General features: G+C 64.9%; 17 protein-coding genes. 14 read left to right on the top strand and 3 right to left on the bottom strand.

Going from position 1 to position 25,206, the window contains the following annotated elements:
- Positions 1-20: 20 nt before the first annotated feature.
- The 4 genes from Q1M07_RS10540 to Q1M07_RS10555 are packed head-to-tail and all read left to right on the top strand — an operon-like array spanning position 21 to position 5,323.
- The gene (locus tag Q1M07_RS10540; protein WP_300453721.1) at positions 21-1,517 is read left to right on the top strand and encodes a leucyl aminopeptidase; all 1,497 of its coding nucleotides are present in this window, start codon (positions 21-23) and stop codon (positions 1,515-1,517) included.
- A complete protein-coding gene (locus Q1M07_RS10545; RefSeq protein WP_300453723.1) occupies positions 1,514-1,939 on the top strand; it encodes a DNA polymerase III subunit chi in 426 nt (141 codons plus the stop codon). The genes Q1M07_RS10540 and Q1M07_RS10545 overlap by 4 nt, the downstream gene beginning before the upstream one ends.
- Positions 1,939-2,448, top strand: coding sequence for a hypothetical protein (locus Q1M07_RS10550; RefSeq protein ID WP_300453725.1), 510 nt, complete (start codon positions 1,939-1,941; stop codon positions 2,446-2,448). Before Q1M07_RS10545 ends, Q1M07_RS10550 begins: the two co-directional genes overlap by 1 nt.
- 58 nt (positions 2,449-2,506) lie before the next feature.
- The gene (locus tag Q1M07_RS10555) at positions 2,507-5,323 is read left to right on the top strand and encodes a valine--tRNA ligase (RefSeq protein ID WP_300453727.1); all 2,817 of its coding nucleotides are present in this window, start codon (positions 2,507-2,509) and stop codon (positions 5,321-5,323) included.
- A 27-nt stretch (positions 5,324-5,350) separates the two neighbouring features.
- On the opposite strand, the gene pabB is transcribed toward Q1M07_RS10555, so the two are convergent.
- The 3 genes from pabB to Q1M07_RS10570 form a co-directional block, all read right to left on the bottom strand.
- Positions 5,351-7,129 carry an aminodeoxychorismate synthase component I gene (pabB, locus tag Q1M07_RS10560; protein WP_300453729.1) on the bottom strand — a complete coding sequence of 593 codons (1,779 nt, stop codon included), beginning with the start codon at positions 7,127-7,129 and terminating at the stop codon, positions 5,351-5,353.
- A gap of 69 nt (positions 7,130-7,198) precedes the next feature.
- Positions 7,199-7,426, bottom strand: a complete 228-nt coding sequence (locus Q1M07_RS10565) for a sulfurtransferase TusA family protein (protein WP_300453731.1) — start codon at positions 7,424-7,426, stop codon at positions 7,199-7,201.
- Positions 7,427-7,459: 33 nt separating this feature from the next.
- On the bottom strand, positions 7,460-8,920 hold the full coding sequence (locus Q1M07_RS10570) for a M48 family metalloprotease (RefSeq protein ID WP_300453733.1): 1,461 nt from the start codon (positions 8,918-8,920) through the stop codon (positions 7,460-7,462).
- Positions 8,921-9,063: 143 nt separating this feature from the next.
- Between Q1M07_RS10570 and moaC the strand changes: the two genes are divergently transcribed.
- From moaC to Q1M07_RS10620, 10 genes are all read left to right on the top strand, one after another.
- Complete coding sequence (gene moaC / locus Q1M07_RS10575) at positions 9,064-9,546, top strand: cyclic pyranopterin monophosphate synthase MoaC (RefSeq protein WP_300453735.1); 483 nt, start codon at positions 9,064-9,066, stop codon at positions 9,544-9,546.
- Between the two features lie 223 nt (positions 9,547-9,769).
- The gene (locus tag Q1M07_RS10580; protein WP_366984066.1) at positions 9,770-10,156 is read left to right on the top strand and encodes an H-NS histone family protein; all 387 of its coding nucleotides are present in this window, start codon (positions 9,770-9,772) and stop codon (positions 10,154-10,156) included.
- A 41-nt stretch (positions 10,157-10,197) separates the two neighbouring features.
- Complete coding sequence (gene galE / locus Q1M07_RS10585; RefSeq protein WP_300453737.1) at positions 10,198-11,199, top strand: UDP-glucose 4-epimerase GalE; 1,002 nt, start codon at positions 10,198-10,200, stop codon at positions 11,197-11,199.
- Between the two features lie 11 nt (positions 11,200-11,210).
- Positions 11,211-12,029: a symmetrical bis(5'-nucleosyl)-tetraphosphatase gene (locus Q1M07_RS10590; protein ID WP_300453851.1), complete on the top strand. Its 819-nt coding sequence runs from the start codon at positions 11,211-11,213 to the stop codon at positions 12,027-12,029.
- A 101-nt stretch (positions 12,030-12,130) separates the two neighbouring features.
- Positions 12,131-17,281, top strand: a complete 5,151-nt coding sequence (locus tag Q1M07_RS10595) for an alpha-2-macroglobulin (RefSeq protein WP_300453740.1) — start codon at positions 12,131-12,133, stop codon at positions 17,279-17,281.
- Positions 17,278-19,575 (top strand): penicillin-binding protein 1C, encoded by a 2,298-nt coding sequence (gene pbpC, locus Q1M07_RS10600; RefSeq protein ID WP_300453743.1) that lies wholly within the window; start codon positions 17,278-17,280, stop codon positions 19,573-19,575. Before Q1M07_RS10595 ends, pbpC begins: the two co-directional genes overlap by 4 nt.
- 386 nt (positions 19,576-19,961) lie before the next feature.
- The gene (gene rsmB, locus Q1M07_RS10605; protein ID WP_300453744.1) at positions 19,962-21,200 is read left to right on the top strand and encodes a 16S rRNA (cytosine(967)-C(5))-methyltransferase RsmB; all 1,239 of its coding nucleotides are present in this window, start codon (positions 19,962-19,964) and stop codon (positions 21,198-21,200) included.
- 25 nt (positions 21,201-21,225) lie between these two features.
- Positions 21,226-21,786, top strand: a complete 561-nt coding sequence (locus Q1M07_RS10610) for a DUF4390 domain-containing protein (RefSeq protein WP_300453746.1) — start codon at positions 21,226-21,228, stop codon at positions 21,784-21,786.
- Positions 21,783-23,936: an ATP-binding protein gene (locus tag Q1M07_RS10615; protein WP_300453748.1), complete on the top strand. Its 2,154-nt coding sequence runs from the start codon at positions 21,783-21,785 to the stop codon at positions 23,934-23,936. Before Q1M07_RS10610 ends, Q1M07_RS10615 begins: the two co-directional genes overlap by 4 nt.
- 2 nt (positions 23,937-23,938) lie before the next feature.
- Positions 23,939-25,195, top strand: a complete 1,257-nt coding sequence (locus tag Q1M07_RS10620; RefSeq protein ID WP_300453750.1) for a response regulator — start codon at positions 23,939-23,941, stop codon at positions 25,193-25,195.
- Positions 25,196-25,206 lie beyond the last annotated feature (11 nt).

The following is a 25,206-nucleotide window of genomic DNA, read 5'->3' on the forward strand; positions in this document are numbered from 1 at the left end:
GCAGCGCACGAGGAGGGGGAGTGGAATTTAGCATAAAAAGCGGCAGCCCGGAAAAGCAACGCAGCGCCTGTGTCGTGGTCGGCGTTTTCGAACCACGCAAGCTGACACTGGCGGCCGAACTGCTCGATAACGCGGCGCGCAATCACCTGTCGGACATCGTTCGGCGCGGCGACATGGAAGGCAAAGCGGGGGCCACGCTACTGCTACACAACGTTCCAGGAACCCTATGCGATCGCGTCCTGTTGGTCGGTCTCGGCAAAGAAAAGGAATTCGGTGACAAGGAGTATGGCGACGCCATCCGCAGTGCGGTGCGTACGCTCAATGAAACCGGCGCCTTCGACGGCACGGTCTTTCTCACCGAAACCGGCGTCAGGAAGCGCAGCGCGACCTGGCGTGTGCGTCAGGCCAGCGTCGCGGCGCAGGAGTCCGTCTATCGCTTCGATCAGTTCAAGAGCAAGAAGGACAAGGTTCGCCGACCGCTACGCAAGCTCACCTTCGTGGTCGACCGTCGCAACGAACTGGCGGCCGCCGAGGAAGCTCTGCGCCAGGGAGAGGCCATCGCCGACGGCATGTCTTTCGCCAAGGATCTGGCCAATCTGCCCGGCAACGTGTGCACCCCGACCTACCTCGCGGAAATGGCGCAAAAACTGGCCAGCGAATTCAAGATCGAGTGCCAAATTCTTGAGCGCGACGAGATGGCCGCCTTGGGCATGCACTCGCTGCTTTCCGTCGCGCAGGGCTCGCGGCAGCCGCCAAAACTGATCGTTCTGCAGTACAAAGGAGGCCGCGCCGATGACCGGCCGGTGGTGCTGGTCGGCAAGGGAATTACTTTCGATAGTGGCGGCATATCGCTCAAGCCGGCGCCCGACATGGACGAAATGAAGTACGACATGTGCGGTGCCGCCAGTGTTCTCGGGGCACTCCGTGCCGTGGCACAGATGAAGCTGCCGCTCAATCTGACGGTGATCGTGCCGACGGCGGAAAACATGCCTGGTGGTGGCGCCAGCCGACCCGGTGACATCGTGACCTCGATGTCCGGGCAAACCATCGAGATCCTCAACACCGACGCCGAGGGCCGCCTGATCCTGTGCGATGCACTGAGCTATGCCGCGCGTTTCGACCCGGACACGGTGATCGACGTGGCGACGCTGACCGGCGCCTGCGTGATCGCTCTCGGCCACGTCGCCAGCGGCCTGTTCGCGAACAATGACGCACTCGCTCGGGAACTCGTCCATGCCGGCGACGAAGCACACGACCGCGCCTGGCAGATGCCCCTGTGGAACGATTACCAGGAGTTGCTCAAGAGTCCTTTTGCGGACATGGCCAACGTCGGCGGCCGCTGGGGTGGCAGCATTACCGCCGCCTGCTTCCTCTCCCGCTTCACCCGAAAGTACACCTGGGCCCACCTCGACATCGCTGGCACCGCGTGGAAGTCAGGGCCCGACAAGGGCGCCACCGGCCGGCCGGTACCCCTGCTCGTTCACTACCTGCTGAAACGGGCCGGAAAGCTGGTTTGACGCAGATTTTCTTCTACCATGGCGCCGGTGACCGGATCGCCGCGGCCTCCAACCTGATCCGCAAGGCCGTCGCGCAAAAAAAGGCCCTATTGGTTTACGCCCCGGAGGCGTCGGTCGCCGCGGCACTCGACCGTCACCTGTGGATGCATCCGCCGACGGGTTTCGTTCCGCACGTCGGGATCGATTCGCCACTGGCCGGTGAAACGCCGGTACTGATCGCCGATCGACTCGACTCCGTGGCGCAGGACGAGCGGCTTTTCAACCTCTCGGCCGACGTGCCGCCGGGATTTTCCCGCTTCACGAGCCTGATCGAAGTCGTCGGCCAGGCGGAAGAAGAACGCACCGCCGCTCGCCAACGCGCCCGGTTCTACAAGGACCGCGGTTACGACATTCGCTATGTCGATTTGTCGGGGCAGGGCTGATGCGGGAAGGCCTTGATCCGATTGACGATCTGATCAGCCGTGCCGACTCTCTGATCAAGCCCGACGCGGCTGGCGAGCGCCTGGAAAGCCGGCTCCAAATGTCTAGACGCCGCAGCTTCGTCGCCTCGCCAACACGCGCCGACCGGCGGCTGGCGCCGGCTCGGCCAACGCCACCCGCCAGCGACGACGACGATTTGCCGGTACTGACCGACATCGTCCTGCCGGCAACGACGGAACCCGGCGCAAACCTCGAACCGCTAGTAGCGCGGCTGCGCGCGACCCTGGCCGACGACTTGGCCGACATGGTCGCTCGACAACTGGCAAACGACTTGCCAGTCCTGCTCGAAGCCGCTTTGCTCAATGCCGCCGAACCCTTGCGGCAAAGCCTCGAGGCGACGTTACAACTGGCCCTGCGCAACTTCGTCGCGGCACGCGGTCAGCTCCGGCTACCACTGGCCGAGCGCCACGACGATGAGCAATCGGCTGCCGATCGGACGCCGGAGGACTGATCCGGAGCCCCGGCGCGATCCGGTATAATGCGCGCTCCCGAATTCCCCCTAGGCGCCCATGGAACTTGCCAAGAGCTTTGAACCGGCGGATATCGAACGCCGCTGGTATCCTGAATGGGAAGCCGCAGGCTATTTCGACGCCGGCCTCGACGCCGACAAGTCGGCCGCCTTCTGCATTCTGTTGCCGCCACCCAACGTCACCGGTACGCTGCACATGGGCCATGGTTTCAACCAGGCGATCATGGACGCACTCACGCGCTACCATCGGATGCGCGGCGACAACACGCTGTGGCAACCGGGAACCGACCACGCCGGCATTGCGACGCAGATCGTCGTCGAGCGCCAGCTCGACGCGCAGGGAATCTCGCGTCACGACCTGGGTCGCGAGCGCTTCCTCGAAAAAGTCTGGGAGTGGAAGGAGTTCTCGGGGAGCACCATCACACGACAAATGCGCCGCCTCGGGACTTCCCCCGACTGGCGGCGCGAGCGCTTCACGATGGACGCCGGATTGTCGAAGACAGTCACCGAAACCTTCGTCCGGCTCTATCGGGAAGGCTTGATCTACCGCGGCAAGCGCCTGGTGAACTGGGATCCGGTATTGCGCACCGCGGTCTCCGACCTCGAAGTGGTGCAGGAGGAAGAGCAAGGCCATCTGTGGCACATTCGCTATCCGCTGGTTGACGGTAGCGCGACGCTGACCGTCGCCACCACCCGGCCAGAAACCATGCTCGGAGACACCGCGCTGATGGTCCATCCGGAGGACGAGCGTTACCGCCACCTGCTTGGAAAAATGGTCCGCCTGCCGCTGTGCGGCCGCGAGATCCCGATCATCGCCGACGCCTATGTGGATCTCGAGTTCGGTACCGGCTGCGTCAAGGTGACACCGGCCCACGACTTCAACGATTACGCCATCGGCCAGCGGCACAAACTGCCCATGATTCCCATCCTGACTCTCGACGCCAGGATAAACGACAACGCACCTACGGCTTATCGGGGAATGGACCGCTTCGACGCGCGCCGAAGGATCGTCGCCGATCTGGAAAGCGAGGGCCTGCTGGACAAGGTCGAAGCGCATGTCCTGAAAGTGCCGCGCGGCGACCGCACCGGTGTCGTCATCGAGCCGATGCTCACCGATCAGTGGTTTGTCGCGATGAGCAAACCGGGCGCCGACGGGACGAGCATTGCGGGCAAGGCGCTGGCCTGTGTCGCCGCGGGCGAGATCCGGTTTTTTCCGGAGAACTGGGTCAACACCTACAACCAGTGGCTGACCAACATTCAGGATTGGTGCATTTCTCGGCAACTGTGGTGGGGCCATCAGATTCCGGCCTGGTACGGCGACGACGGCCGGATCTTCGTCGCCCACGACGAAGAGCAAGCGCGCGCCGACGCGGCTGAACAAGGCTATCACGGCCTGCTGCAGCGCGACCCGGACGTTCTCGACACCTGGTACTCGTCGGCCCTGTGGCCGTTCTCGACACTCGACTGGACGCCGGACTACCCGGCCTGTTCCAATCCGGCTCTCGACCTCTATCTGCCGTCGACCGTGCTCGTCACCGGTTTCGACATCATCTTCTTCTGGGTGGCGCGGATGGTGATGATGACCCGACATCTCACCGGCCGGATTCCTTTCCGGCACGTCTATGTACACGGCCTGATCCGCGACGCGGAGGGCCAGAAAATGAGCAAGTCGAAAGGCAACGTCCTCGACCCGATCGACCTCATCGACGGGATCGATCTCGAGGCACTGGTCGCCAAGCGCACCAGCGGCCTGATGAATCCCGGCCAGGCGGAACAGATCGAGAAGCGCACCCGCAAGGAGTTTCCTTCCGGCATTCCGGCTTTCGGTACCGACGCCCTGCGCTTCACCTTCCTCTCGCTGGCCAGCCCGGGGCGCGACATCAAGTTCGACCTCAGCCGCTGCGAAGGTTACCGCAACTTCTGCAACAAGCTGTGGAACGCCAGCCGCTTCGTCCTCATGCACACCGCCGGCCAGGATCTCGGTCTGGCGCTTGGCGTCGGCGGCGACGACGGATCGGCCGCCCTGAGCTGTGCCGACCGCTGGATCGTCAGCCAGCTGCAGCGAACCGAAGCCGAAGTCGCGCAGCACTACGCCGACTATCGCTTCGACCTGCTGGCGCGCGCGATCTACGAGTTCGTGTGGGACGAATTCTGCGACTGGTATGTCGAGCTCGCCAAGGTGCAACTGCAAAGCGACAGCGAGATCCGGATACGCGCCACCCGCCGGACGCTGGCGCGCGTACTGGAAACCGTTCTCCGCCTGGCGCACCCGCTGTTGCCGTTCATCACCGAGGAGCTCTGGCAAGCGGTGGCGCCGATCGCCGGCCGCAAGACGCATCCCTCGGTCATGCTCGCCGCCTACCCTGTCGCGCAGGCCGAGAAGGTTGATACCGACAGCGAAGCCAGGGTGGCGCAACTGAAGGCTCTCGTGTACGCGGGCCGTAACCTGCGCGGCGAAATGAACCTCTCGCCGGCCCGGCGCGTACCGCTCCTGGCCAGCGGAGACAGTCGCCTGCTCGGGGAATTTGCGCCCTATCTCAAGGCCCTCTGCAAGCTGGCCGAAGTACAGATTGTCGACGAACTGCCGGCCAATGCGAACGCGCCGGTAGCGATTGTTGGCGACACGAAATTGATGCTGCAGATCGAGATCGACCTGGCGGTCGAGTGTGATCGGCTGAACCGGGAAATCACCCGCCTGGCTGGCGAGATCGACAAAGCCAAGGCCAAACTGGCCAACGCCAGCTTCGTCGCGCGCGCACCGACAGCGGTGGTCGACCAGGAAAGGAAGCGACTCGGCGACTTCGTCGCCACTCTCGATAAACTCGAAGCGCAACGCGCACGCCTTCGCTGCGGCTAGGCCCGTCGGGCTCTTGAGCCCCGGCGGTCAGCACTCGAGGAGCACGGGCAGCAGACCGCGCAGGGCGTTACCGACATACAAGGCGTCCGCTTGTTGCAGATCGTCGAGCGACAGCACCGACTCGACGGCGCGCCCGGACTCGAGCAGCGTTCGCCGCAGAACACCGGGCAGCAGGCCGCAGGCCAGGGGCGGCGTCAGCAGAAGACCAGCGCGCTCGACAAAGACGTTGCTGCGCGCGCCCTCGCATACTTCGCCAGCGGTGTTCAGGAATACGGCGTCGAATACTTCCGGCCGCTCGGCCAGCGCCGCCAGGATGCGGTCGTAGCGCTGGCGTGCGGTCGTCTTGTGGCGCAGCAGGTAGTCGTCGGCCTCCAGGGCTTCGTTGGCCAGGACCACTAGCCGCGGCGCGCGGTCGTCGTTCGCCAAGGCAGACGACTCCACCCGGCAACGGCCATCGTGCGCCAGGTTCAGGCGAACGCGGAAAACACCTCGCCGCCGGCTCGCCGCCTCGGCGGCCAGCACCGCGCGCACCGCGGCCAGGGAACAGGCAAAGCCCAGGGCGCGCGCCGACGCCCGCAGACGTTCGAGGTGCCACCTCAACCGCGGATAGACGCCGGCTTCGAGGCGCAAGGTTTCGAGTAGCTCGAAGCCGGGATCGAAGCCACTGAGGAAACTCGCCTTCAACAGACATTCCGCGTATTCGCGCCCCGGCTGGGCGTCCGCGACGATGCCACTGCCGACACCCAGCCTAGCCGACGAGCCGACCCCCATGTCGATGGTACGGATCGCGACGTTGAAGCGACAGTCGCCGTCTGGCGCCAGCCAGCCCAAAGCGCCCGTGTAGAGTCCGCGCGGTACTTCTTCGAGCTGGGCGATGCGCTGCATGGCGCGAATCTTCGGCGCGCCGGTGATCGACCCGCAGGGAAACAAGGCACCGAACAACTCCGCCAAGCTGACCGCGGGAAGCTCAGCGACTACCGTGGACACCATTTGCCACAGTGTCGGATAGGGCTCTACTTCGCAGAGAGCGCTTACGCGGACCTTGCCCGGCAACGCCAGACGACCGAGGTCGTTGCGCAGCAGGTCGACGATCATGACGTTCTCTGCCCGTTCCTTGGCCGACGACAGCAGACCGGCACGATTGGCCTCGTCTTCCGACGGAGTGGCGCCGCGTGCGGCGGTGCCCTTCATCGGCCGCGTCACGACCCGATTGGCGCGGCGTTCGAAGAACAGCTCCGGTGAGAAGGAGAGGATCCTGGCCTCGGCGGTATCGACGTAGCCACCGTAACGAACGGGTTGTCGTCGGCGCAGACCGGCGTAGAGTGCCAGCGGATGGCCAAACACCCGGAAAGTGATGGGAAACGTCAGGTTGATCTGATAGCAATCACCATCGGCGATCCAGCGACAGATCTGCCGGACCTGCGCGGCGTGCCTTGCCGCGTCGAGGGCCGGTGTCAGCTCGGCAATTCCAGCCACGCGCTGCGATTCGGATAGCGCCGCCAGACGCTCGGCAAGAAACCGGTCGACCCCGGCCGCTGTCAGCCGTTGCGCATTAGCGAAGAGCCAGGCGCGCAACACCGGGCGACCGCGCGGCGGCGCAGGAACCGCGGCTTCAAAGCTGGCACCGAGTGCGTAATCGGCGGCCAGGGCAACCCAATATCCGTCGGCGCGCGCCCCGTCGAGCGCCGCAAAGACCGGCGCCGGGTCTTCGCCTGCCGCGATCTGCCAGGAATGGAGCCAGCCGCTGAGCAGCAGAGCCCCGCCGGTGTCATCGTCGAACAGCGCGAAATGGCCGCCGGCGACCATCAGTCAACACCTCGAGGAAAGCGCGGCAGGGCGCGCGGTAGTGAGAATTCCGCCCAAGAAAGCCGGGGCTTACTTCCGCTTGAGATAGTACTCGAAGACGCTTTCCACCTCGGCGCTGGACAGCAACTCATTGCCCGTCTGTCTGGCAAAAGCCTGGAAGTCCTTGAGCGAGCCGGGATCGGTTGCCAGCACATGCAGCACCTGCCCGGAAGTCATTTCGGACAAAGCCTTCTTGGTGCGCAAAATCGGTAACGGACAGTTCAGCCCTTTGACGTCGAGTTCTCGATCGAATTGCATGGTCTGTTCCAGAACGAAAGCGGGGGGCGTATTTTAACCGCCATTCCTTTTCTGCTTGGCCTCTTCGGCCTGGAGTTTGCGCAATTCGCGCAGTCGCGCATCGACGGCGGATTGTTCGAAGAAATTGCCGTCGGCCGCTTGTTGCGCGAACTGCAGTTGCTCGACGGCCGGTCCCAACTGTCCCTGCAGGAAATAGAACTCGGCCTGCGCCCGATGTTGCTGCAGACGCTTGCCGGCCAGCGCGAATGTTCTCGCCTGCAAGCCGTACAGGCGGTAGTCGGAATGGTAGAGCTGCAACTGCGAGTCGAGAAAACGCAGACCCTGTTCATACTGTCCGGCGGCGAGCAGCACCTCGGCCTGACCATAGAGTAGGGCCCTGGACTGCGGATAACGTTGCAGCGCATCGCGATAGATCGCCAACGCGCCGGCCGAGTCGGCGGCCGCCAGGCGGATGTCGGCCGCCAGACCGGCGATCATCGGCGACGACAATCTGAGCGCCAGCAGGCCCTCGACTTCGCGCTGCGCCGCCGCCATGTCCTTGGCACGCAGCAGCGAATACGCCAGGCCATAGCGCGTTGCCGCCTCGGAGGCGAACTTCTTCTCCTTCAACTGCGCGGCGAACTCGTTGGCGGCATCGCGCGGCGCGTTCGCTTGTGCCCGTATCCTGGCCCGCACGAGGTGGAAGTCCAGGCTGTCGGGAACCTGCCGATAGGGCGAGGCATCGGCCCGGCTCTGCATGTCGGAAATGCGTTCGACAGTCAGCGGATGCGAGCGCAGATAGACCGGGGCGTTGTTCTCGTAGACCCGCCCGGCCTGTTGCAGCCGAGTGAAGAAGTCGCCCATGCCACGCACGTTGTAGCCGGCGCCGGCCAGCGTCTGAAAGCCAACGCGGTCGGCTTCACGCTCGAAGTCCCGACTGTAAGCCAGTTGCGACTGGATCGAGGTGGCCTGTGCCGAAGCGATCGTCGCGCTCGCCACCTGCGAATTGGAGCGAGCGGCCAGAACACCGACCGCCATCGCGATCATCGTCGCGATCGAATTCTGCTTTGCCCTGGCAATCTGCCGAGCCAGATGATTCTGTATCACGTGCGCGATCTCATGCGCCAGAACACCTGCCAACTCGGACTCCGATTGCGCAGTCAGCAGCGTGCCGGTGTTCACCCCGATGAAACCGCCGAACATCGCGAAAGCGTTGACGGCGTTGTCGCGAATGGCAAAGAACTGGCAGTCGACGGACGGGTTCGCGCTGGCGGCCACCAGGCGACTACCGAGCTGATTCAGATAGTCGTTGATCGGTGCATCGTCCACATAACTCGGTTCGTGCAAGCGGATCTCGTTGAAAATCCGTTCGCCGATTTTCCGTTCGATCTGCGGCGAAAACTCCGCACGCGCCGCCTCGCCGAGATCCGGCAGATCGTCGGCGCAGACGGTCCGGCTGGCGCCGAGCAGCGCCAGCACGGCAAACGACAACGAAGCAAGAGTGGCTCTGATCAAGATGGACTCCCGGGCCGGCTCGGCACACGCCTGAATAGGATGGCGTATCATACCCAATCGTCCGCCGCCAAATTGTTACAAACCGTTGCCAGACATGACAGCTTGGCGCCGACGAACCGTCCCCACTTTTCGTGCCAACACCAATGACCGCCAGTCCGCTCACTCATTTCAACTCCTCAGGTCAGGCGCAAATGGTCGATGTCGCTGAAAAGGCGGAAACCCACCGTCAAGCGAGAGCGGCCGGCAGTATCGTCATGCGGCCGGAGACGCTGGCGCTGATCGTCGCCGGCACGGCCCGCAAGGGTGACGTTCTCGGCGTCGCGCGGATTGCCGCCATCCAGGGCGCCAAACGTACGGCGGAACTGATTCCCTTGTGCCACCCGCTCGCCCTGACTCAGGTCACCGTCGACTTCGAAATCGATACCGCCGCCAACACCGTCCACTGTTTAACCCGTGCCGAGTGTTTCGGTCGCACCGGCGTCGAGATGGAAGCTCTCTGCGCCGCGACCATCGGTTTGCTGACCATCTACGACATGTGTAAGTCGGTCGATCGCGAGATGCGCTTCGAAAGCATTAGACTGCTCGAAAAAACCGGCGGCAAGTCGGGGCATTGGCGGCGTCAATGAGTCGGCGATGCTTATCGCCCTTTCAGCGAGCACCCAGGCGCCGCCCAATGGTTTGATCGCGAGCCGGCCGGAATATCCACCCCGAAAGCTCGACTAACGACGTGTGCTAGTCGCCGCGCATCGCACTCGTCAAAATCCTGTTCCAGAACGGGAAAATCCTTGCCCACCGGTCTGCCCAATGGTAATCCAAAACTCTCGCCATTCACCGCGGCGCTTGACGGACTTGATTCTGCGTGTTGCAATTACCGGCTTTCGATCAACCATGAACCGATTTTTTAAGGAGGAGTGCATGGCAACTTACAAGGAACTGCTCGCACAACGCGCCGAGCTGGAAAAACAAATCGCCGAAACACGCAATCAGGAAGTGGCGGCCGCCATCGCGCAGGCAAAACAGCTGATTGCCGAGTATGGCCTGACGGCGGCCGATTGCGGTTTCAAACTACCCAACGCGGGTTCGGCGGCGGGCGGCAAGGTCCGTACGCCGGTAGCCGTAAAATATCGCGGTCCGAACGGCGAAACCTGGTCGGGCCGTGGCAAGGCTCCGAATTGGCTAGCCAGTTTGATTGCCCAGGGAAGAGACAAGAACGATTTCCTGGTCCACCGCTCCTGAATCATCGCCTCGCGTATCGGCAAAACTCGAAAGGTCGGAAAATGCACGTCCTGGTAACGGGTGGTGCCGGCTACATCGGCTCGCATGCCTGCGTTTCTCTGCTCGCCATGGGCCACACCGTGAGTGTGGTGGATAACCTTTCCAACAGCCGGGTCGAAGTGCTTGATCGGGTAGCCCGAATCGCCGGACGGCGGCCGATTTTTTTTCACGGTGACGTTCGCGACCGCGACTTGCTGAATCGTATCTTTGCCACCACAGCGGTCGATGCGGTGCTTCATTTTGCCGGTCTCAAAGCGGTCGGCGAGTCGGTTACGCAGGCCCTACGCTATTACGACTGTAATGTCGGCGGAGCCATCGCGCTGTGCGAGATAATGGCCGAGGCAAACGTCCGGACGTTGATTTTCAGTTCATCGGCAACAGTTTATGGCGATCCGGCCACGGTGCCCATCCGGGAGGATTTTCCGCGCTCGGCGACCAATCCCTATGGCCGCAGCAAACTGATGATCGAAGACATACTCGCCGACCTCAGCCGGGCCGACGATCAATGGCGGATCGCGCGCCTGCGCTATTTCAATCCGGTCGGCGCGCACGAAAGCGGGCTGATTGGCGAAGATCCGAATGGCGAGCCGAACAATCTGATGCCTTATGTCGCGCAAGTGGCGGCCGGCAGTCGGCGGCAGTTGAGCATTTTCGGCAGTGATTATCCAACACCTGATGGTACCGGCGTGCGGGATTACATCCATGTGATGGATCTGGTCGAGGGTCACCTCGCGGCGCTCGATTATCTACTCGACAAGGGCGGCTTGCTGACGGTAAATCTCGGTACCGGTCGGGGTTATTCGGTACTCGAAATGGTGCGCGCCTTCGAACGGGCCAGTGGGCAAGCGGTACCGTACGCGCTGGTGGCACGCCGGCCAGGCGATATCGCCACCTGCTACGCCGACCCGCAACTCGCACGGCGTCTGCTCGGCTGGACGGCACAGCGCGGGATCGACGACATGTGCCGCGATGCTTGGCGCTGGCAACGGCAACGAGCCACCTGATCGCCGTACCGATGGCGACCTATGCAATTGGCGACATCCAGGGTTGCTTCGACTCGCTGCAACGCTTGCTGAGTACCTGCCGCTTCGACGCTTCGACCGACCGTCTGTGGCTAGTTGGCGACCTGGTCAACCGCGGGCCGCGCTCACTGGAGACCCTGCGCTTCGTGCGCGATCTGGGCCCTTCGGCGATCACCGTGCTCGGCAACCACGATCTCTATCTATTGATGGCCGCGGCCGGGTTCGGCCGGCGCAGCAGAGGCGATACGCTAGACGAGATTCTCGGCGCCCGCGACCGGGACGAACTGCTCGACTGGCTGCGCCATCGCCCGTTGTGCCACCGCGAGGGCCGCTACTGCCTGGTCCATGCCGGGCTGCTGCCGCAGTGGACCACGGCCAAGGCAAGGGCGCTGGCGGCTGAGGTCGAAGCCGTTCTGGCCGGCCCTGACCACTTGGACTTCATGGCCCACCTGTGGGGTAGCGAACCGGCCGCGTGGAGTGACGATCTGATCGGCTGGCCGCGCCTGCGAGTGATCGTCAACGCCATGACCCGCATGCGCTTCTGCTCTTTGGACGGGGTCATGGAATTCAAGACCAAGGGCGAGCCGAGCGCCGCACCGGCCGAACACGCGCCGTGGTTTGCGCTGCCGGGCCGGCTTAGCGCCGGGGACGTCTTGGTCACCGGGCACTGGTCGGCACTCGGCCTGCGCATCGAGGACAATCTGCTGGCCCTCGACTCGGGCTGCCTCTGGGGCCGCCACCTGACCGCCGTCCGGCTGGAAGACCGGAAGGTCTTTCAGGTCGATTGTTCGGCCGGAGAAACCGCCGGCTGAGCCTCCGCTGGCGGCGGGAGGGGGGACCGCCAACGGAAAAAAACCGCCTGTCGGCCGCCTGCCTGCTAGAATCCTTGCAGCATTTTCTCCCGGAGGATCGCATGCGCAGCGAAAGGCAGATCGGGCAACGCGGGATGACGTCTATAGTCGCCATCGCCGTCGCAGTGCTACTGGCGGTGGCCGGCTTTCTGGCCATCGGGCGATTCCCGGAGCGCGGCCAGGACGAGCCGGCGACCGAAGGCGTCCGTTTCGAGGTCATCGATGGCGCGCATCGCGATTTCGACGGCTCGCCGGCCCTTGCTCTGTCGTTCAGCTTGCCGCTCGATGCCAAGGCGAACTACGACCAGGCCGTTCAGGTGCTCGAAATGCCGGCCACGGCGCGGACCGCACCGGCGCAGGCCGGTGCCGAGGACGACCAGGCGGACGATGCCGCGGAAGCGGACGACGCCGCCGCGGCGGCCAACGCGGCCGGCAGCAGCAGCCGCGCCGCCGCCGACACCGCGCTCGATGGCGGCCAACCGGTAGCCGGCGCCTGGGTCGTCGGCGACAACCCGCGCCTGTTGTTCTTCCCGCACATCAAGCCGCAGACACGCTACGTGGTACGTGTCCAGGCCGGCTTGACGGCAAGAAACGGCAGCAAGCTCGATGAAGAAGCGCGTTTCTCGATCCGCACGGCCGCCGTCGCGCCGGCGTTCTACTTCGCCAGCCGCGGCATGGTGCTGCCGGCGGCACAGAACGGCGGCCTGCCGGTGACGACGGTCAATGTGCCGGAAGTGGACATTCAGTTCCTCAGGGTCAAGCCGGACCAACTGGCGAAGTTTCTCGAAAAGGTGGTCGCCGGACCACCGCGTGCGCCCGCCGCCAGCGAAATGGGCGACGACACCGACGAGAGCGACGAATACGCTTACGGCACCCGCCTGAAGGGCGCCGTCGGTAGCTGGGAACTCGACCAGTTGCACAAGATGACGACCAGCGCTTTCGTCGGCCGTTTCCTCACCGAACAGAAAGCCAATCGTCGCAGTGTCACCTTCATCCCGGTCGAGACCATACCGGCGCTGCGCGAGCCCGGCGTTTACGTGGCCGTGATGTCACAGCCCAACCGTTTCCGCGACGACTATCAGACGACCTACTATTACGTCAGCGACCTCGGCCTGCATCTGCGTCAGTATGCCAGCCGTGGTGCCGATGCCTACGTCAGTTCACTGACCGATGGCAAAGCCCGCTCCGGCGTCGAGGTGAGCTGGATCGATGGTCAGGGTAAGACGCTGGCGCGTGGCGAAAGCGACGGCGATGGTCGCGTCGCCTTGGCCGAGAGGCCGAACGGCGCGCGCGTCGTGGTGGCCAGGAAGGGCGAACAGATGTCCCTGATCGCCCTCAAGGAACCGGCGCTCGATCTGGCCGAATTCGACGTCACGGGTCTGCCCTACGTGCCTGTGCGGCTCTTTGCCTATAGTGGCCGCAACCTCTACCGGCCGGGCGAGCGCTTCGAAGTCTCGGTGCTGGCGCGTGACGCCGATGGCCGGCCGGTACCGCCGCAGCCTATCCAGGCGATACTTCGGCGCCCCGACGGCAAGGCGCAGTGGACCGCCACTTGGCCGGCCGACGAAGGCTTCGCTGGTTACTACCGACGCGTCGTCGAACTGCCGGTCGACGCGGCGACCGGATCGTGGAGTCTCGAACTGCGCACCGACCCGGCCGCCAAGATCGCCGGCACCAGCCTGTCCTTCGCAGTCGAGGAGTTTCTACCGGAAAGGATGAAGCTCGACCTGGCCAGTGCCGGCGAGCGCCTGGCGGGCGCCGCCGCCTGGCGGATCGACGTCAGTGGCACCTATCTGTATGGCGCACCGGCGGCCGGCAATCGCCTGCTGGGCGTCCTGACCAGCGAGCGCAACCGCAATCCGCTGCCCGACAAGCTGCCAGGCTTCGTTTTCGGCGATGCCGACGAAGAAACCGTCAAATCACGCAGCGAACTGCCGGAAATGCAACTCGACGACCAAGGCAAGACGCGGCTGGACGTCAACCTGGAGGCGGTCGTCAAGCGCCGCTCGCCATTCACTGTGCGCACGACCTTGAGCCTGCTCGAGAGCGGCGGCCGGCCGGTGGTGCGCAACATCGAGCGGGTCTGGTGGCCGGCGCCGGTGCTGGTCGGAGTCCGGCCGCTGTTCGTCGGCGCCTATGCACGCGAAGGCGCGCCGGCCGACTTCGAAGTGGTGCGTGCCGACGCCGGAGCGACGCTCAAGGCCGGCACGGCACTGCCGGTGCGCCTGTTCCGTGAGAATCGCAACTACTATTGGCGCTTCGACGATCAGCGCGGCTGGAACTCGGGGTTCACCGAGACCGACGAGCTGGTGAGCACGACGCAGGTATCGATTCCGGCGGGCGGGCGCGGCAAACTGACGGTGCCGGTCAAATACGGCCGCTACCGCATCGAAATCCTCGACCCAGAGACGCGGCAGACGATGCGCTTCCGCTTCTATGCCGGCTGGTCGGCGAAGGACGATGAAACGCAGGGCGTGCGCCCCGACCGCGTGGCGCTCAAGCTCGACAAGCCGGCTTACGCCGACGGTGACACGGCGCGCCTGACGATTACTCCACCGCATGCCGGCGAGGCTCTGGTCACCGTCGAAGGCGACCGTGCGTTGTGGGTACGCCGGCTGACGATCGGCGCCGACGGTACGACGATCGACATCCCGCTCGACAAGAGCTGGCAACGCCACGACCTCTACGTCTCGGCAATGGTCTTGCGACCCGGTGACAGCGGCGAAAAAGTGACGCCGGCGCGCGCGCTGGGCTTGATCCACGTGCCACTCGATCGCGCCAAGCGCCGAATCGACGTCACCCTCGATGCGCCGCAGAAAATGGAGCCCGAACAACCACTGAAGGTCAGGATCAAGGTGCCCGAGGCCAAGGGACAGAAAGCAATGGTAACGCTTTCGGCGGTCGATGTCGGGATCCTCAACATCACGCGTTTTTCCAGCCCTGATCCCTTCGGCTTCTTCTTCGCCAAGCTGCGTTACGGGGCCGACGCCTACGACGTGTATGGCCGCCTGATCGAAAAGATGGACGGCCAGAAAGGCAAGCTGAAGTTTGGCGGCGACGCCGCGCCCAAACCGACGCGCAATGTTCCCAAAAAGGTTCGCCTGGTCGATCTGTTCAGTGGTCCGGTGGCGCTCGACGAGCAGGGCGAAGCGGAAATCTCGCTGGCGGTACCGGATTTCAACGGCCGCCTGCGCCTGATGGCGGTGGTTGCCGGCGCGGATCGCTTCGGCAGGCAGGAGGCCGAAGTGACGGTCGCCGCACCGCTGGTCGTCGAACTGGCGACGCCGCGCTTCCTGTCGGTCGGCGACAGCGCCGTGCTGGCGCTCGACATCCATAACCTGGCCGGCAAGGAACAGGAGGTCAAGGTCTCGGTCGGCGCTAGCGGCGGCTTGCGCATCAAGGGCAGCGAAGCGCCGTTCTCGCTCAAGGACCAGCAGAAGCGCATCTTGCGCCTGCCCATCGAGGCGGGTAGCGCGGTCGGCCTGCACGAAGTCGAGATCCGTGTCGACAGCCCGCTGATGAACATCAAGCGCCGCTTCGCCGTGCAGGTGCAAGCGCCGACGCCCCGCCAATCGGTCGTCAAGCGGCTGGTCGTGGGGCCCGGCGAAACGGTCGACTTGCGCGATGCCGAGCTTGGCGGCTTCCTGCGTGACACCGTCGCCGCGACGCTGGTTGCCTCGGACAGGGCGCCGATCGATGTACGTAGCGCCGTCCAGGGATTGCTCGCCTATCCCTACGGCTGCGCCGAGCAAACGACCAGCAGCGCCTATCCGCACCTCTTCGTGGACGAGGCCGCGGCCAAACAGTTCGGTCTCAAGCCCTACACCAAGGCCCAGCGCGCCGAGATGATCGACAAGGCGATCGCGCGGCTCGCCGGCATGCAGGCGCCGAATGGCGGCTTCAGCCTGTGGGGCAATCTCTCGGAGTACCAGTACTGGCTCTCGGCGTATGTCGCCAACTTCCTGCTCGATGCCCGCGAACAGGGCTTCAGCGTACCGCCGGAAGTCGACAAGCGGGCCCTCGACTTTCTCCTCAAAGGCTTGCAGGAAGGCGTCGCCGGCCTGCCGACAGGGGTCGTCGCCTACAATCCGAATTCGGTATGGAACGACAACCGCTATGCCGGCTCCGGCCGTTTCGCGGTGCTCGCCTATGGCGCCTATGTCCTGGCGCGGCAGGGCAAGGCGCCACTCGCCACGCTGCGCCAGTTGCACGAGTCGCAGGCGGCGGCACATTCGGGGCTGGGGCTCGTGCAGCTTGGGCTGGCGCTTAAGCTGATGGGCGACGAGGGACGCGCCAAGAGCGCCATCGAGGCCGGCATCGTCAAGCCGCGCGGTGGCCCCGGCCACGCCTGGTGGGGCGACTATGGCAGCAATCTGCGCGACTGGGCGATGATCTACGTCCTGCTCGACAAGCACCAGCTCAAGCCGGCGGGGCGCGAGAACCTGGTCAGTCAGGTGGCCGGCGAAATGGCGGCCAACCGCTACTACAGCACGCAGGAAAAGCTCGCTCTCTTCCTGCTCGGGCGAAGTTTCGTCACCGATGCGGGCGGCGAATGGGGTGCCGAGATCGTGCTGGCCGACAAAGGGCAGGCGATCGGTGGCCGCGGCATGCAGTTCCGATCGCTGTCCGCCGACGAAGTGGCGAACGGCGTCAAGTTCCGCAATACGCACAAAGAGCGCTTGTTCGTCGAGCTGGCCTTGAGCGGCAACCCGATGAAGATGCCTGCCGCACGCCGCGACGCTTTTGATCTGAAGCGCGACTGGTTCACCGCCGACGGCCAGCCGCTCGGCAATCGCGCCCTGCGCGTCGGCGAATCGGCGATCGTCCGTCTGCAGGTCAAGACCGCGGGGCAATACGCCAACGGCCTCCTGGTCGACCTCATCCCGGCCGGTCTCGAGATCGAGAATCTCAATATCGTCCAAGGCGAGCAGTCGGTCGTTACCGTCGCTGGCATCGATCCGCGGCAGGTCATGCAGAACAGCAACATTCGGCACGTGGAATTCCGCGACGACCGCTTCGTCGTCGCCGCCCGGCTGTCTCAGCAGATGCAGTTCTTCTACCGTGTTCGTGTCGTCACGCCGGGCCGTTTCGTCGTCCCGCCGACCTACGCCGAAGACATGTACCAGCCGCAGATCTACGGTCTGGCCGGTGGCGACGAAGTGCTGCTGATCGGTGACGGCAGCCTCCAGGAAAGCCCCGGCGAGAAGAAATGACGCGATCGCTGCGGCTGACGCTGGCCGCCGCACTCGCCCTGCTGCTGCTCGCCGACCAAATCTTCCCGCCGCCGCTGCCAGGGCGTTCGGCGCCGCAGGCGCAAGTCGTCGTGGCGCGCGACGGCACGCCGCTACGCGCCTTCCCGGACCGGGCGCACATCTGGCGCCACCCGGTGCGTCTCGCGGACGTCTCGCCGCGCTACATCGAAGCGCTGGTCGACTATGAGGACCGGGCTTTCTGGTGGCACCCCGGAGTCAACCCCTGGGCGCTGCTGCGCGCTGCCGGGCAGTGGCTGAGTCATGGACGGATCGTCTCCGGCGGTTCGACGCTGACCATGCAGGTCGCCCGCCTGCTCGAACCCACGCCACGCACGCTGGCCGGCAAGCTGCGCCAGATGGCGCGTGCCGTGCAGCTCGAACTGCGTTGCTCGAAGCGCGAGATCCTCGAGATCTACCTGACCTTCGCACCGATGGGCGGCGTCCTCGAGGGCGTCGAGGCGGCCAGCCGCGCCTATCTCGGCAAACCGGCGCAACGTTTGAGCGAATCGGAAGCGGCCTTGCTCACCGTGCTCCCGCAGGCGCCGTCGCTGCTGCGGCCGGACCGTTACCCCGAGCGTGCGCGACTGGCGCGCGACAAGGTGCTCGCACGAATGACGTCGCGCTGGGGTGCGGCGACGGTCGCCGAGGCGCGCCAGGAGCCGGTGATCGCGCTCTCGGTGCGCGAGCCGTTGCTGGCACCGCTGCTGGCCGAACGTCTGCGCCGCCTGCAGCCGCGTGCGGCGCGTATCGAAAGCACGCTCGACGCCGGCTTCCAGCAAAGCATCGAACAACTCCTGTCGGCCCGCCTGACGATTCTGCCGGCACGTGTTTCACTGGCCGCGCTGGTGGTGGATAACGCCAGCCTCGAAGTCCGCGCCTATGCGGGTTCGGCCGACTTCACCGACGAGACGCGCTTCGCGCATGTGGACATGGTACAGGCCGCACGATCGCCGGGCTCGGCACTGAAACCCTTTCTCTACGGACTGGCGCTCGACGAAGGGCTGATCCACTCCGAATCCTTGCTGGCCGACGTTCCGCAATCGTTTTCGGGTTACCAGCCGGGCAACTTTCAAGCCAGTTTCAGCGGCCCGGTCAGCGCCAGCGAAGCCCTGCAACGATCACTCAACGTTCCGGCGGTCGAACTCCTCGACCGGCTCGGACCACAACGCTTCGTCGCCGCGCTGCGCCGCGGTGGCCTGAAGCTCGAGATGCCGCCCGGCGGCACGCCCAACCTCAGCGTCATCCTCGGCGGCGCCGCGCTGACGCTGGAAGGACTGGTCGGCGCCTACACCGCGCTGGCCCGCGGCGGCGTCAGCGGCCGGCCGCGCTACCTTCCCCAGGCAGCCGTCGAGGAAACCCGCATGCTGAGCGCCGGTGCCGCCTTCATCGTGCGCGATGTCCTCGAATCGGGCGGCCCGGTTGCCCGTCAGGTCGATGGCGGTGTAGGCGCGCGCCGCGGCATCGCGTGGAAAACCGGAACGAGCTTCGGTTTTCGCGACGCCTGGGCGGTCGGCGTCAGCGACCGTTACACGGTCGGCGTCTGGGTCGGAAGGCCCGATGGTACGCCGAACCCCGGTTTCTTCGGCGCCAACATCGCGGCACCCCTGCTGATTGATATCTTCACGGTCATCGACGACTCGCCGCCGTCGCCTCGCTCGCCGCCGGCTGGCGTGACGACAGCCAGGATTTGCTGGCCGCTCGGCACTCGTAGCGACAGCCTGCCGCCCGAACTGTGCCATCAGGAAAGGACCGCCTGGATCCTCAACCAAACAGTGCCACCCACTTTCCCGGATCGTCTGCGCGTCGGCGCCGCACGCCATACCGATTATCGCGACACGACGAGCGGGCTACGCGTTCGCGCCGGCTGCGCCAGCGGCGAAATGCACTCCGTCCAAATGGCACGCTGGCCGGTAGCACTCGAAGCGTGGCTGGACGCCGCAACGCGCCAGCGGGCACTGCCGCCGGCATGGGCGCCGACCTGCGCCGGCGCTCACGCTGGCGAGGGTGGCTTGAAAATCGTCGGGCTCAGTGACGGCGAAACCATTCGGCGAGCGGCCAACGGCCCAGCCCCCGAGTTGCGCCTCGAAGCGCGCGGCGGACAAGACGAACTGATCTGGCTGCTCAATGGGCGCCAGGTCGGCCGGGTGGCGGCCGGCCACGCCCTGGCGCAACGCTTCGCCGACGCCGGTCGCTACCAGATCACGGTGATGGACGATGCCGGACACTACGACCGGATCGAGATCAGCGTACGCTGATCGCCGATGGCGCCGCCGGTTTTCGCACCACGTGTTGCTCGTCCACCATGTCGCGGCTGGTCGCCGGCCGCGGAGATGGCTCGTGGCGGTGCTCGCCCAGAGGTCGCCAATCCTGACCGGAAAGATCGATCGCCCGCGGCAATTGCGCGCCCCCACTCGAGGACTGCCGCTTTCGGTCGCAAGCGCTGCCGAGCCTCAATCCGAGCATCGTGCTACACTCGTCGCACACACGATTACCACGTTTGCTGCGAACTCTGACTTTGCCTTCAGCACCCGCCACCCCTACGCCGCCGGCCCGCCTGTGGCGTGTCCGGAAGTCTGCCGCCACCGTCAATGGCGCCCAGCCTGTGGCGGCCCCAGCACCAACGCCGCTGCCGGCAGACTCCTTGGGGCTCAGTCTGCTCCTGGCCGCCCGCAGCATCGCCGCGGTGCGTGGGGGTCAGAGCCTGACGCGCGCCCTGACCGCGTTGAGCGGTGAGGCAGCGGTCACCCGTGCCGCGGCGCAGGATGTAATCTACGGAACGCTACGGCGCTACGGTTGCGGCGAATTTCTGGCCGCACGCCTCCTTGCCAGGCCGCTGTCGCACGCCGAGACGGAAGCCCTGCTGCTGGCGGCGTTCTTCCGGCTGCACAGTCGTCCCGATGCGGCGTACATGGTTGTCGACCAGGCGGTGAGGGCGGCCGGCGAGCTGGCCGGAGGGGTCTTCAAGGGTCTGGTCAATGGGGTACTGCGCAACTACCTGCGTCAGCGCGCCGCCCTCGACGCGGCGCTGGCCAACGACGACGAGGCAGCGCAGCAGCACCCAGGCTGGTGGCTGACTCGTTTGCGCCGCGCCTATCCGGACGGCTGGCCGGCTATCGTCGCGGCCGGCAATCGTCCACCGCCGATGGCTTTGCGCGTCAACTGCCGACGTTCCACCGTCGCCGACTACGCGACGCGTCTGCGGGCAGCCGGTTTGGCAAGCCGACCGGTGGGCGAAAACGGGCTGCTGTTGCCACCCGTCGCCGCCGCCGACCTGCCGGGATTTGGTGACGGATGGGTCTCGGTCCAGGATGCCGGCGCGCAACGCGCCGCGCAACTTCTCGCTCCGCTCGCGGGCGAGCGCATCCTCGACGCCTGCGCTGCACCGGGGGGGAAGACCGCCCATCTGCTGGAAGCAGCGGATGTCGACCTGCTGGCGCTGGACATCGACGCCACGCGAAGCCGCCGCATCGAGGACAATCTGAGACGTTTGGGTTTGACCGCAACCGTCAAGGCGGCCGACTGCCGGCAAGCCGACCAGTGGTGGGATGGCCGGCCTTTCGATGCCATTCTTGCCGACGTTCCGTGCTCGGCGAGTGGTGTCGTCGGCCGTCACCCCGACATCAAGTATCTGCGCCGAGCGAGCGATATCAGGCGTTTTGCGCTTCTGCAGAGCGAACTGCTCGACCGGCTATGGCCGTTGCTCAAGCCGGGAGGCCGCCTTCTCTACGCCACCTGTTCGGTTTTCCCGGAAGAAAACGGTGCCCAGATCGATGCTTTCCTGGTCCGCCAGCCGGCCGCCCGGCGCTTGGCGGAGGAACGGCTTTTGCCGTGCGATGAACACGACGGATTCTATTATGCGTTGCTGCGGAAGACCGCTTAGCTCGCTCCTCGTCAGCGTTTTCCTGTTGTTCGCGTCGGCCGTCGCGCAGGCAGCGGACATCACCATCCGCAATCCGCAGATTGCCGCCGGCGAAGACGGCTACGTGTTGTCGGCGGACTTCAACATCAATCTCAACGCCCGTCTCGAAGAGGTCGTTGCCAAGGGAGTGACACTTTACTTCGTGGTCGATTTCGAGCTGACCCGGGCGCGCTGGTACTGGCTGGACGAGCAAGTCATCAGCCGGAGCCAGACCCTCCAGTTGTCCTACCATGCGTTGACTCGCCAGTATCGCTTGTCGAGCGGCGCTCTGCACCAGGGCTTCGCCACTCTCGACGAAGCCTTGCGCATTCTTTCTCGTCTGCGCAACTGGCAGGTTCTCGACAAGGCTTCGCTGGCCAGCGGTCAGACCTATCTCGCCGCGGTGCGCATGCGCCTCGACCTGACGCAGATGCCCAAGACCTTCCAGGTCAATGCGCTGGCCAACCGGGACTGGAATCTGACTTCCGAATGGGCCCGCTGGAACTTTGGGCCCGGCGATCTGGCTTCGCCAGCCGGATCGCCACCGACGGCCGGTGACGGCAAATGAAGAGCCTGATCGTCGCCGCCGCCTCGTTTGGCGGCATTTTGCTCTTTCTGCTGGCATCGGCGAGCGCCAATACCGCGTTATTCGCCCGCCACTACCCGTGGTTGCTCGGACTGAACGCCATCGTCGCGCTGTCGCTGCTGGCCTTGATCGCCTGGCAGCTACGAGTGTTGTGGGGCGAACACCGGGCGCAAGTCTTCGGCTCTCGGCTCAAGCTGCGGCTCATGCTGATGTTTGGTCTGATGGCCGTCATGCCGGGTGTCCTGATCTATGCCGTATCGGTCCAGTTCGTCACCAAGAGTATTGAAACCTGGTTCGATGTGCGGGTCGAAAAGGCACTCGAAGCCGGCCTCAATCTTGGCCGCAGCGCGCTCGATTCTCTGCTCGAGGATCTGGCGGCCAAGGGTCAGGCAATGGCGCTCGAACTCGGCGAACGTTCGGAAGCGCAGCGACGCCTGGAAATCAACCGACTGCGCCAGCAAACCGGCGTTCAATCGGCTGCCCTGTTCTCCACCACCGGAGCCCTGCTGGCGACCGCCACCGGCGAGTTGGCGACTCTCCTGCCGTCGCAGCCGACGGGCGAGCAGCTACGCCGTGCGCTGGCCGAGCGGCGCTACGCGGTCATCGAGAGCAACGGCGAAAAGGATCTGACGCTGCGTGTCCTAGTCGCCGTGACACCGCCGGGCCTCGGCGTCGAGACGCGGATTCTGCAGCTCACCGACCCGGTGCCGGCTGCCTTGGCTCAGAACGCGGACGCCGTGCAGACCGTCTATGGCGACTATCAGGAACTGTCTCTTGGCCGCGAGGGACTGACGCGAATCTACGCGATGACCCTGACCCTCACCGTTCTGCTGGCTCTGTTCACCGCCATTGCCCTGGCTTTCGTCCTTGCGCGGCGCCTGTCGGCGCCGCTGTCGATTCTCGCCGAAGGAACGCAGGCCGTCGCTGCCGGCGACTATACGCCCCGTCAGGCGGTCTACAGCCGTGACGAACTGGGGGTTCTGACGCGGTCGTTCAAGCAGATGACCAGCCAGCTCGACGAAGCCCGGCGCGATAACGAGCGTCACCGCGCCGAGCTGGAAGCCGCGCGCGCCTATCTCGAATCGATTCTGGCCAATCTTTCCGCCGGTGTTCTCGTCTTCGACCGCCGCTTCGTCCTGCGAACCGTCAATGAAGGCGCGCTGGCCATCCTGAGCGACGACTTCGCCGGCTTGCTCGGCCATCCGGTGGCTGGCTGGCCGCGCCAGGAAGCGCTTGGCCAGGCGATATGCGCGGCGTTTGCCAAAAAAGAAGGCGGTGAATGGCAGGAGCAGATCGAACTGGACCACCCTGGCGGCCTGCCGCAGATCCTGCTCTTGCGCGGTACGCAACTGCCGGCTGAATCGTACGGCGGCTATGTCGTCGTTTTCGACGACGTCACACGGCTCATCGCCGCTCAGCGCAGCGCCGCCTGGGGCGAAGTGGCGCGGCGCCTGGCGCACGAGATCAAGAATCCCTTGACGCCGATCCAGCTCTCCGCAGAACGGCTGCAACTGAAACTTGCCGACCGGCTCAGCGGCGCCGATTCGCAGATTCTGGCGCGCTCGACCCAGACCATCATCATGCAGGTCCAGGCGATGAAACGGATGGTCAATGACTTCAGCGATTATGCCCGTCTGCCGGCACCCGAGCTGACCGCGGTCGACCTCAATGCGCTGGTTGCAGAGGTGCTCGGCCTGTACGAAACCTCGCACGCGGCGATCAAGCCCAAGCTCGCGGCCAAGCTGCCGTTGGTTTGGGGCGATGCGACGCAGTTGCGCCAGATCATCCACAACCTGCTGCGCAACGCCGAAGACGCACAGGAAACAGTCGAGGCCCCCTGCATCGGAATCACCACGCGGCGCGTCGAAAACATGGCCGAAATGGTCGTCAGCGACCAGGGGCCGGGCTTTCCACCGGAGATCATGGCCCGGGTCTTCGAACCGTACGTCACCACCAAGGCACGCGGCACCGGCTTGGGACTGGCGATCGTCAAGAAGATCGTCGATGAGCATCACGGCCGCATCCGGATCAACAATCGCCGGCCGGTCGGCGCCGAGGTCAGCATCCTGCTGCCTCTGGCCGTGCCGGCGGCGGCCGGCAGTCGTTCCAGCAAACTATCTTCCGAGGCCTGAGCATGGCACAAGTATTGATTGTCGATGACGAAATGGGCATTCGAGAACTCCTTTCCGAGATTCTCGCCGACGAAGGACACTCGGTCTGGCTGGCGGAGAACGCCGCAGCGGCGCGCAGGCTGCGCGCCGAGAAGCGGCCGGATCTCGTGCTGCTCGACATCTGGATGCCCGATACCGACGGAATTTCCTTGCTCAAGGAGTGGTCGGCCGGCGGCTTGCTGACGATGCCGGTGGTGATGATGTCCGGCCATGGAACGATCGATTCGGCGGTCGAGGCGACGCGCATCGGAGCGACCGATTTCCTGGAAAAGCCGATTGCCCTGCAAAAATTGCTGGCCACCGTCAAGAAAGCCCTCAAGCATGAAACCGTTCCTCAGAAAAGGCCGCTGACGCTCGACGCCTTCACGCGCTCGCCCTTGCTCAAGGATCTCAAGCGGCGCCTGGAGCAGGCGGCGGCGAAGACCTCGGTTCTCCTTCTCAAGAGCGCGTCCGGGAGCATCGCGGAGATCTGCGCCCGCACCCTGCAGACGCATCGCACGCCCTGGCTCGATCTGTCGACACTGAGCACGCCACTGACGCAGGAAATGTTGCAGAACGCCAGTGGCGGCATCGTGTTCATCGCCGACTTGGCGCAGTTCGGCAAGCTGCAACAGATGAATCTCGTTTTTGCCATCGATCGGCTGGAGCGCCAGAATCTGCAACTGGTTGCCGCGTCGAGCCGTTCGCTGACGGCGCTCGTCGAAATTGGTTGGGATCCGCTGTTGGTCAATCGTCTCGGTGAGGTCTGGGTGGCCCTGCCGCAACTCTCCGGGCATGCTGACGACGTCCCGGAGATCGCCGCGCTCCTGCTGGCCGATCTCGCCGAACGCGGCGAAGTGCCCTTGCGCCATTTTTCGAGTGGCGCGCAGAATGCATTGCGCCTGCATCGCTGGCAGGGCGAATGGGCAGAACTTCTGTCGACTGTCAAGAACCTCGCACTCTCGGCGCTGGAAGATGAGATCAGCGCCGACGACGTGGCCCGCACCTTGCAGACCGAGGCCAGCGGAACGGTGACGCCACTGGCCTCGATGTTTTTCGATCTGCCCCTGCGGGAAGCCCGCGAAGGCTTCGAACGCTTGTATTTCGAATACCATTTGAGTGGCGAAAGAGGTAACATGACCCGCTTGGCCGAGAAGTCGGGGCTCGAACGGACCCACCTCTACCGCAAGCTGCGGCAACTCGGTCTGAATATCGGGCGGCGCAACGAAGAGCGCGAATGACAGAGGCAGCG

This window comes from Accumulibacter sp. (assembly GCF_029255285.1).
In the GTDB taxonomy this organism is placed as follows: Bacteria; Pseudomonadota; Gammaproteobacteria; order Burkholderiales; family Rhodocyclaceae; genus Accumulibacter.

Excerpts from the sequence above, each read along its gene's own strand:
- pbpC (WP_300453743.1), top strand. The coding sequence starts at position 17,278 with ATGACGCGATCGCTGCGGCTGACGCTGGCCGCCGCACTCGCCCTGCTG.
- moaC (WP_300453735.1), top strand. The coding sequence starts at position 9,064 with ATGACCGCCAGTCCGCTCACTCATTTCAACTCCTCAGGTCAGGCGCAA.
- Q1M07_RS10550 (WP_300453725.1), top strand. The coding sequence starts at position 1,939 with ATGCGGGAAGGCCTTGATCCGATTGACGATCTGATCAGCCGTGCCGAC.
- Q1M07_RS10620 (WP_300453750.1), top strand. The coding sequence starts at position 23,939 with ATGGCACAAGTATTGATTGTCGATGACGAAATGGGCATTCGAGAACTC.
- Q1M07_RS10590 (WP_300453851.1), top strand. The coding sequence starts at position 11,211 with ATGGCGACCTATGCAATTGGCGACATCCAGGGTTGCTTCGACTCGCTG.
- Q1M07_RS10555 (WP_300453727.1), top strand. The coding sequence starts at position 2,507 with ATGGAACTTGCCAAGAGCTTTGAACCGGCGGATATCGAACGCCGCTGG.
- Q1M07_RS10615 (WP_300453748.1), top strand. The coding sequence starts at position 21,783 with ATGAAGAGCCTGATCGTCGCCGCCGCCTCGTTTGGCGGCATTTTGCTC.
- galE (WP_300453737.1), top strand. The coding sequence starts at position 10,198 with ATGCACGTCCTGGTAACGGGTGGTGCCGGCTACATCGGCTCGCATGCC.
- pabB (WP_300453729.1), bottom strand. The coding sequence starts at position 7,129 with ATGGTCGCCGGCGGCCATTTCGCGCTGTTCGACGATGACACCGGCGGG.
- Q1M07_RS10565 (WP_300453731.1), bottom strand. The coding sequence starts at position 7,426 with ATGCAATTCGATCGAGAACTCGACGTCAAAGGGCTGAACTGTCCGTTA.
- Q1M07_RS10595 (WP_300453740.1), top strand. The coding sequence starts at position 12,131 with ATGCGCAGCGAAAGGCAGATCGGGCAACGCGGGATGACGTCTATAGTC.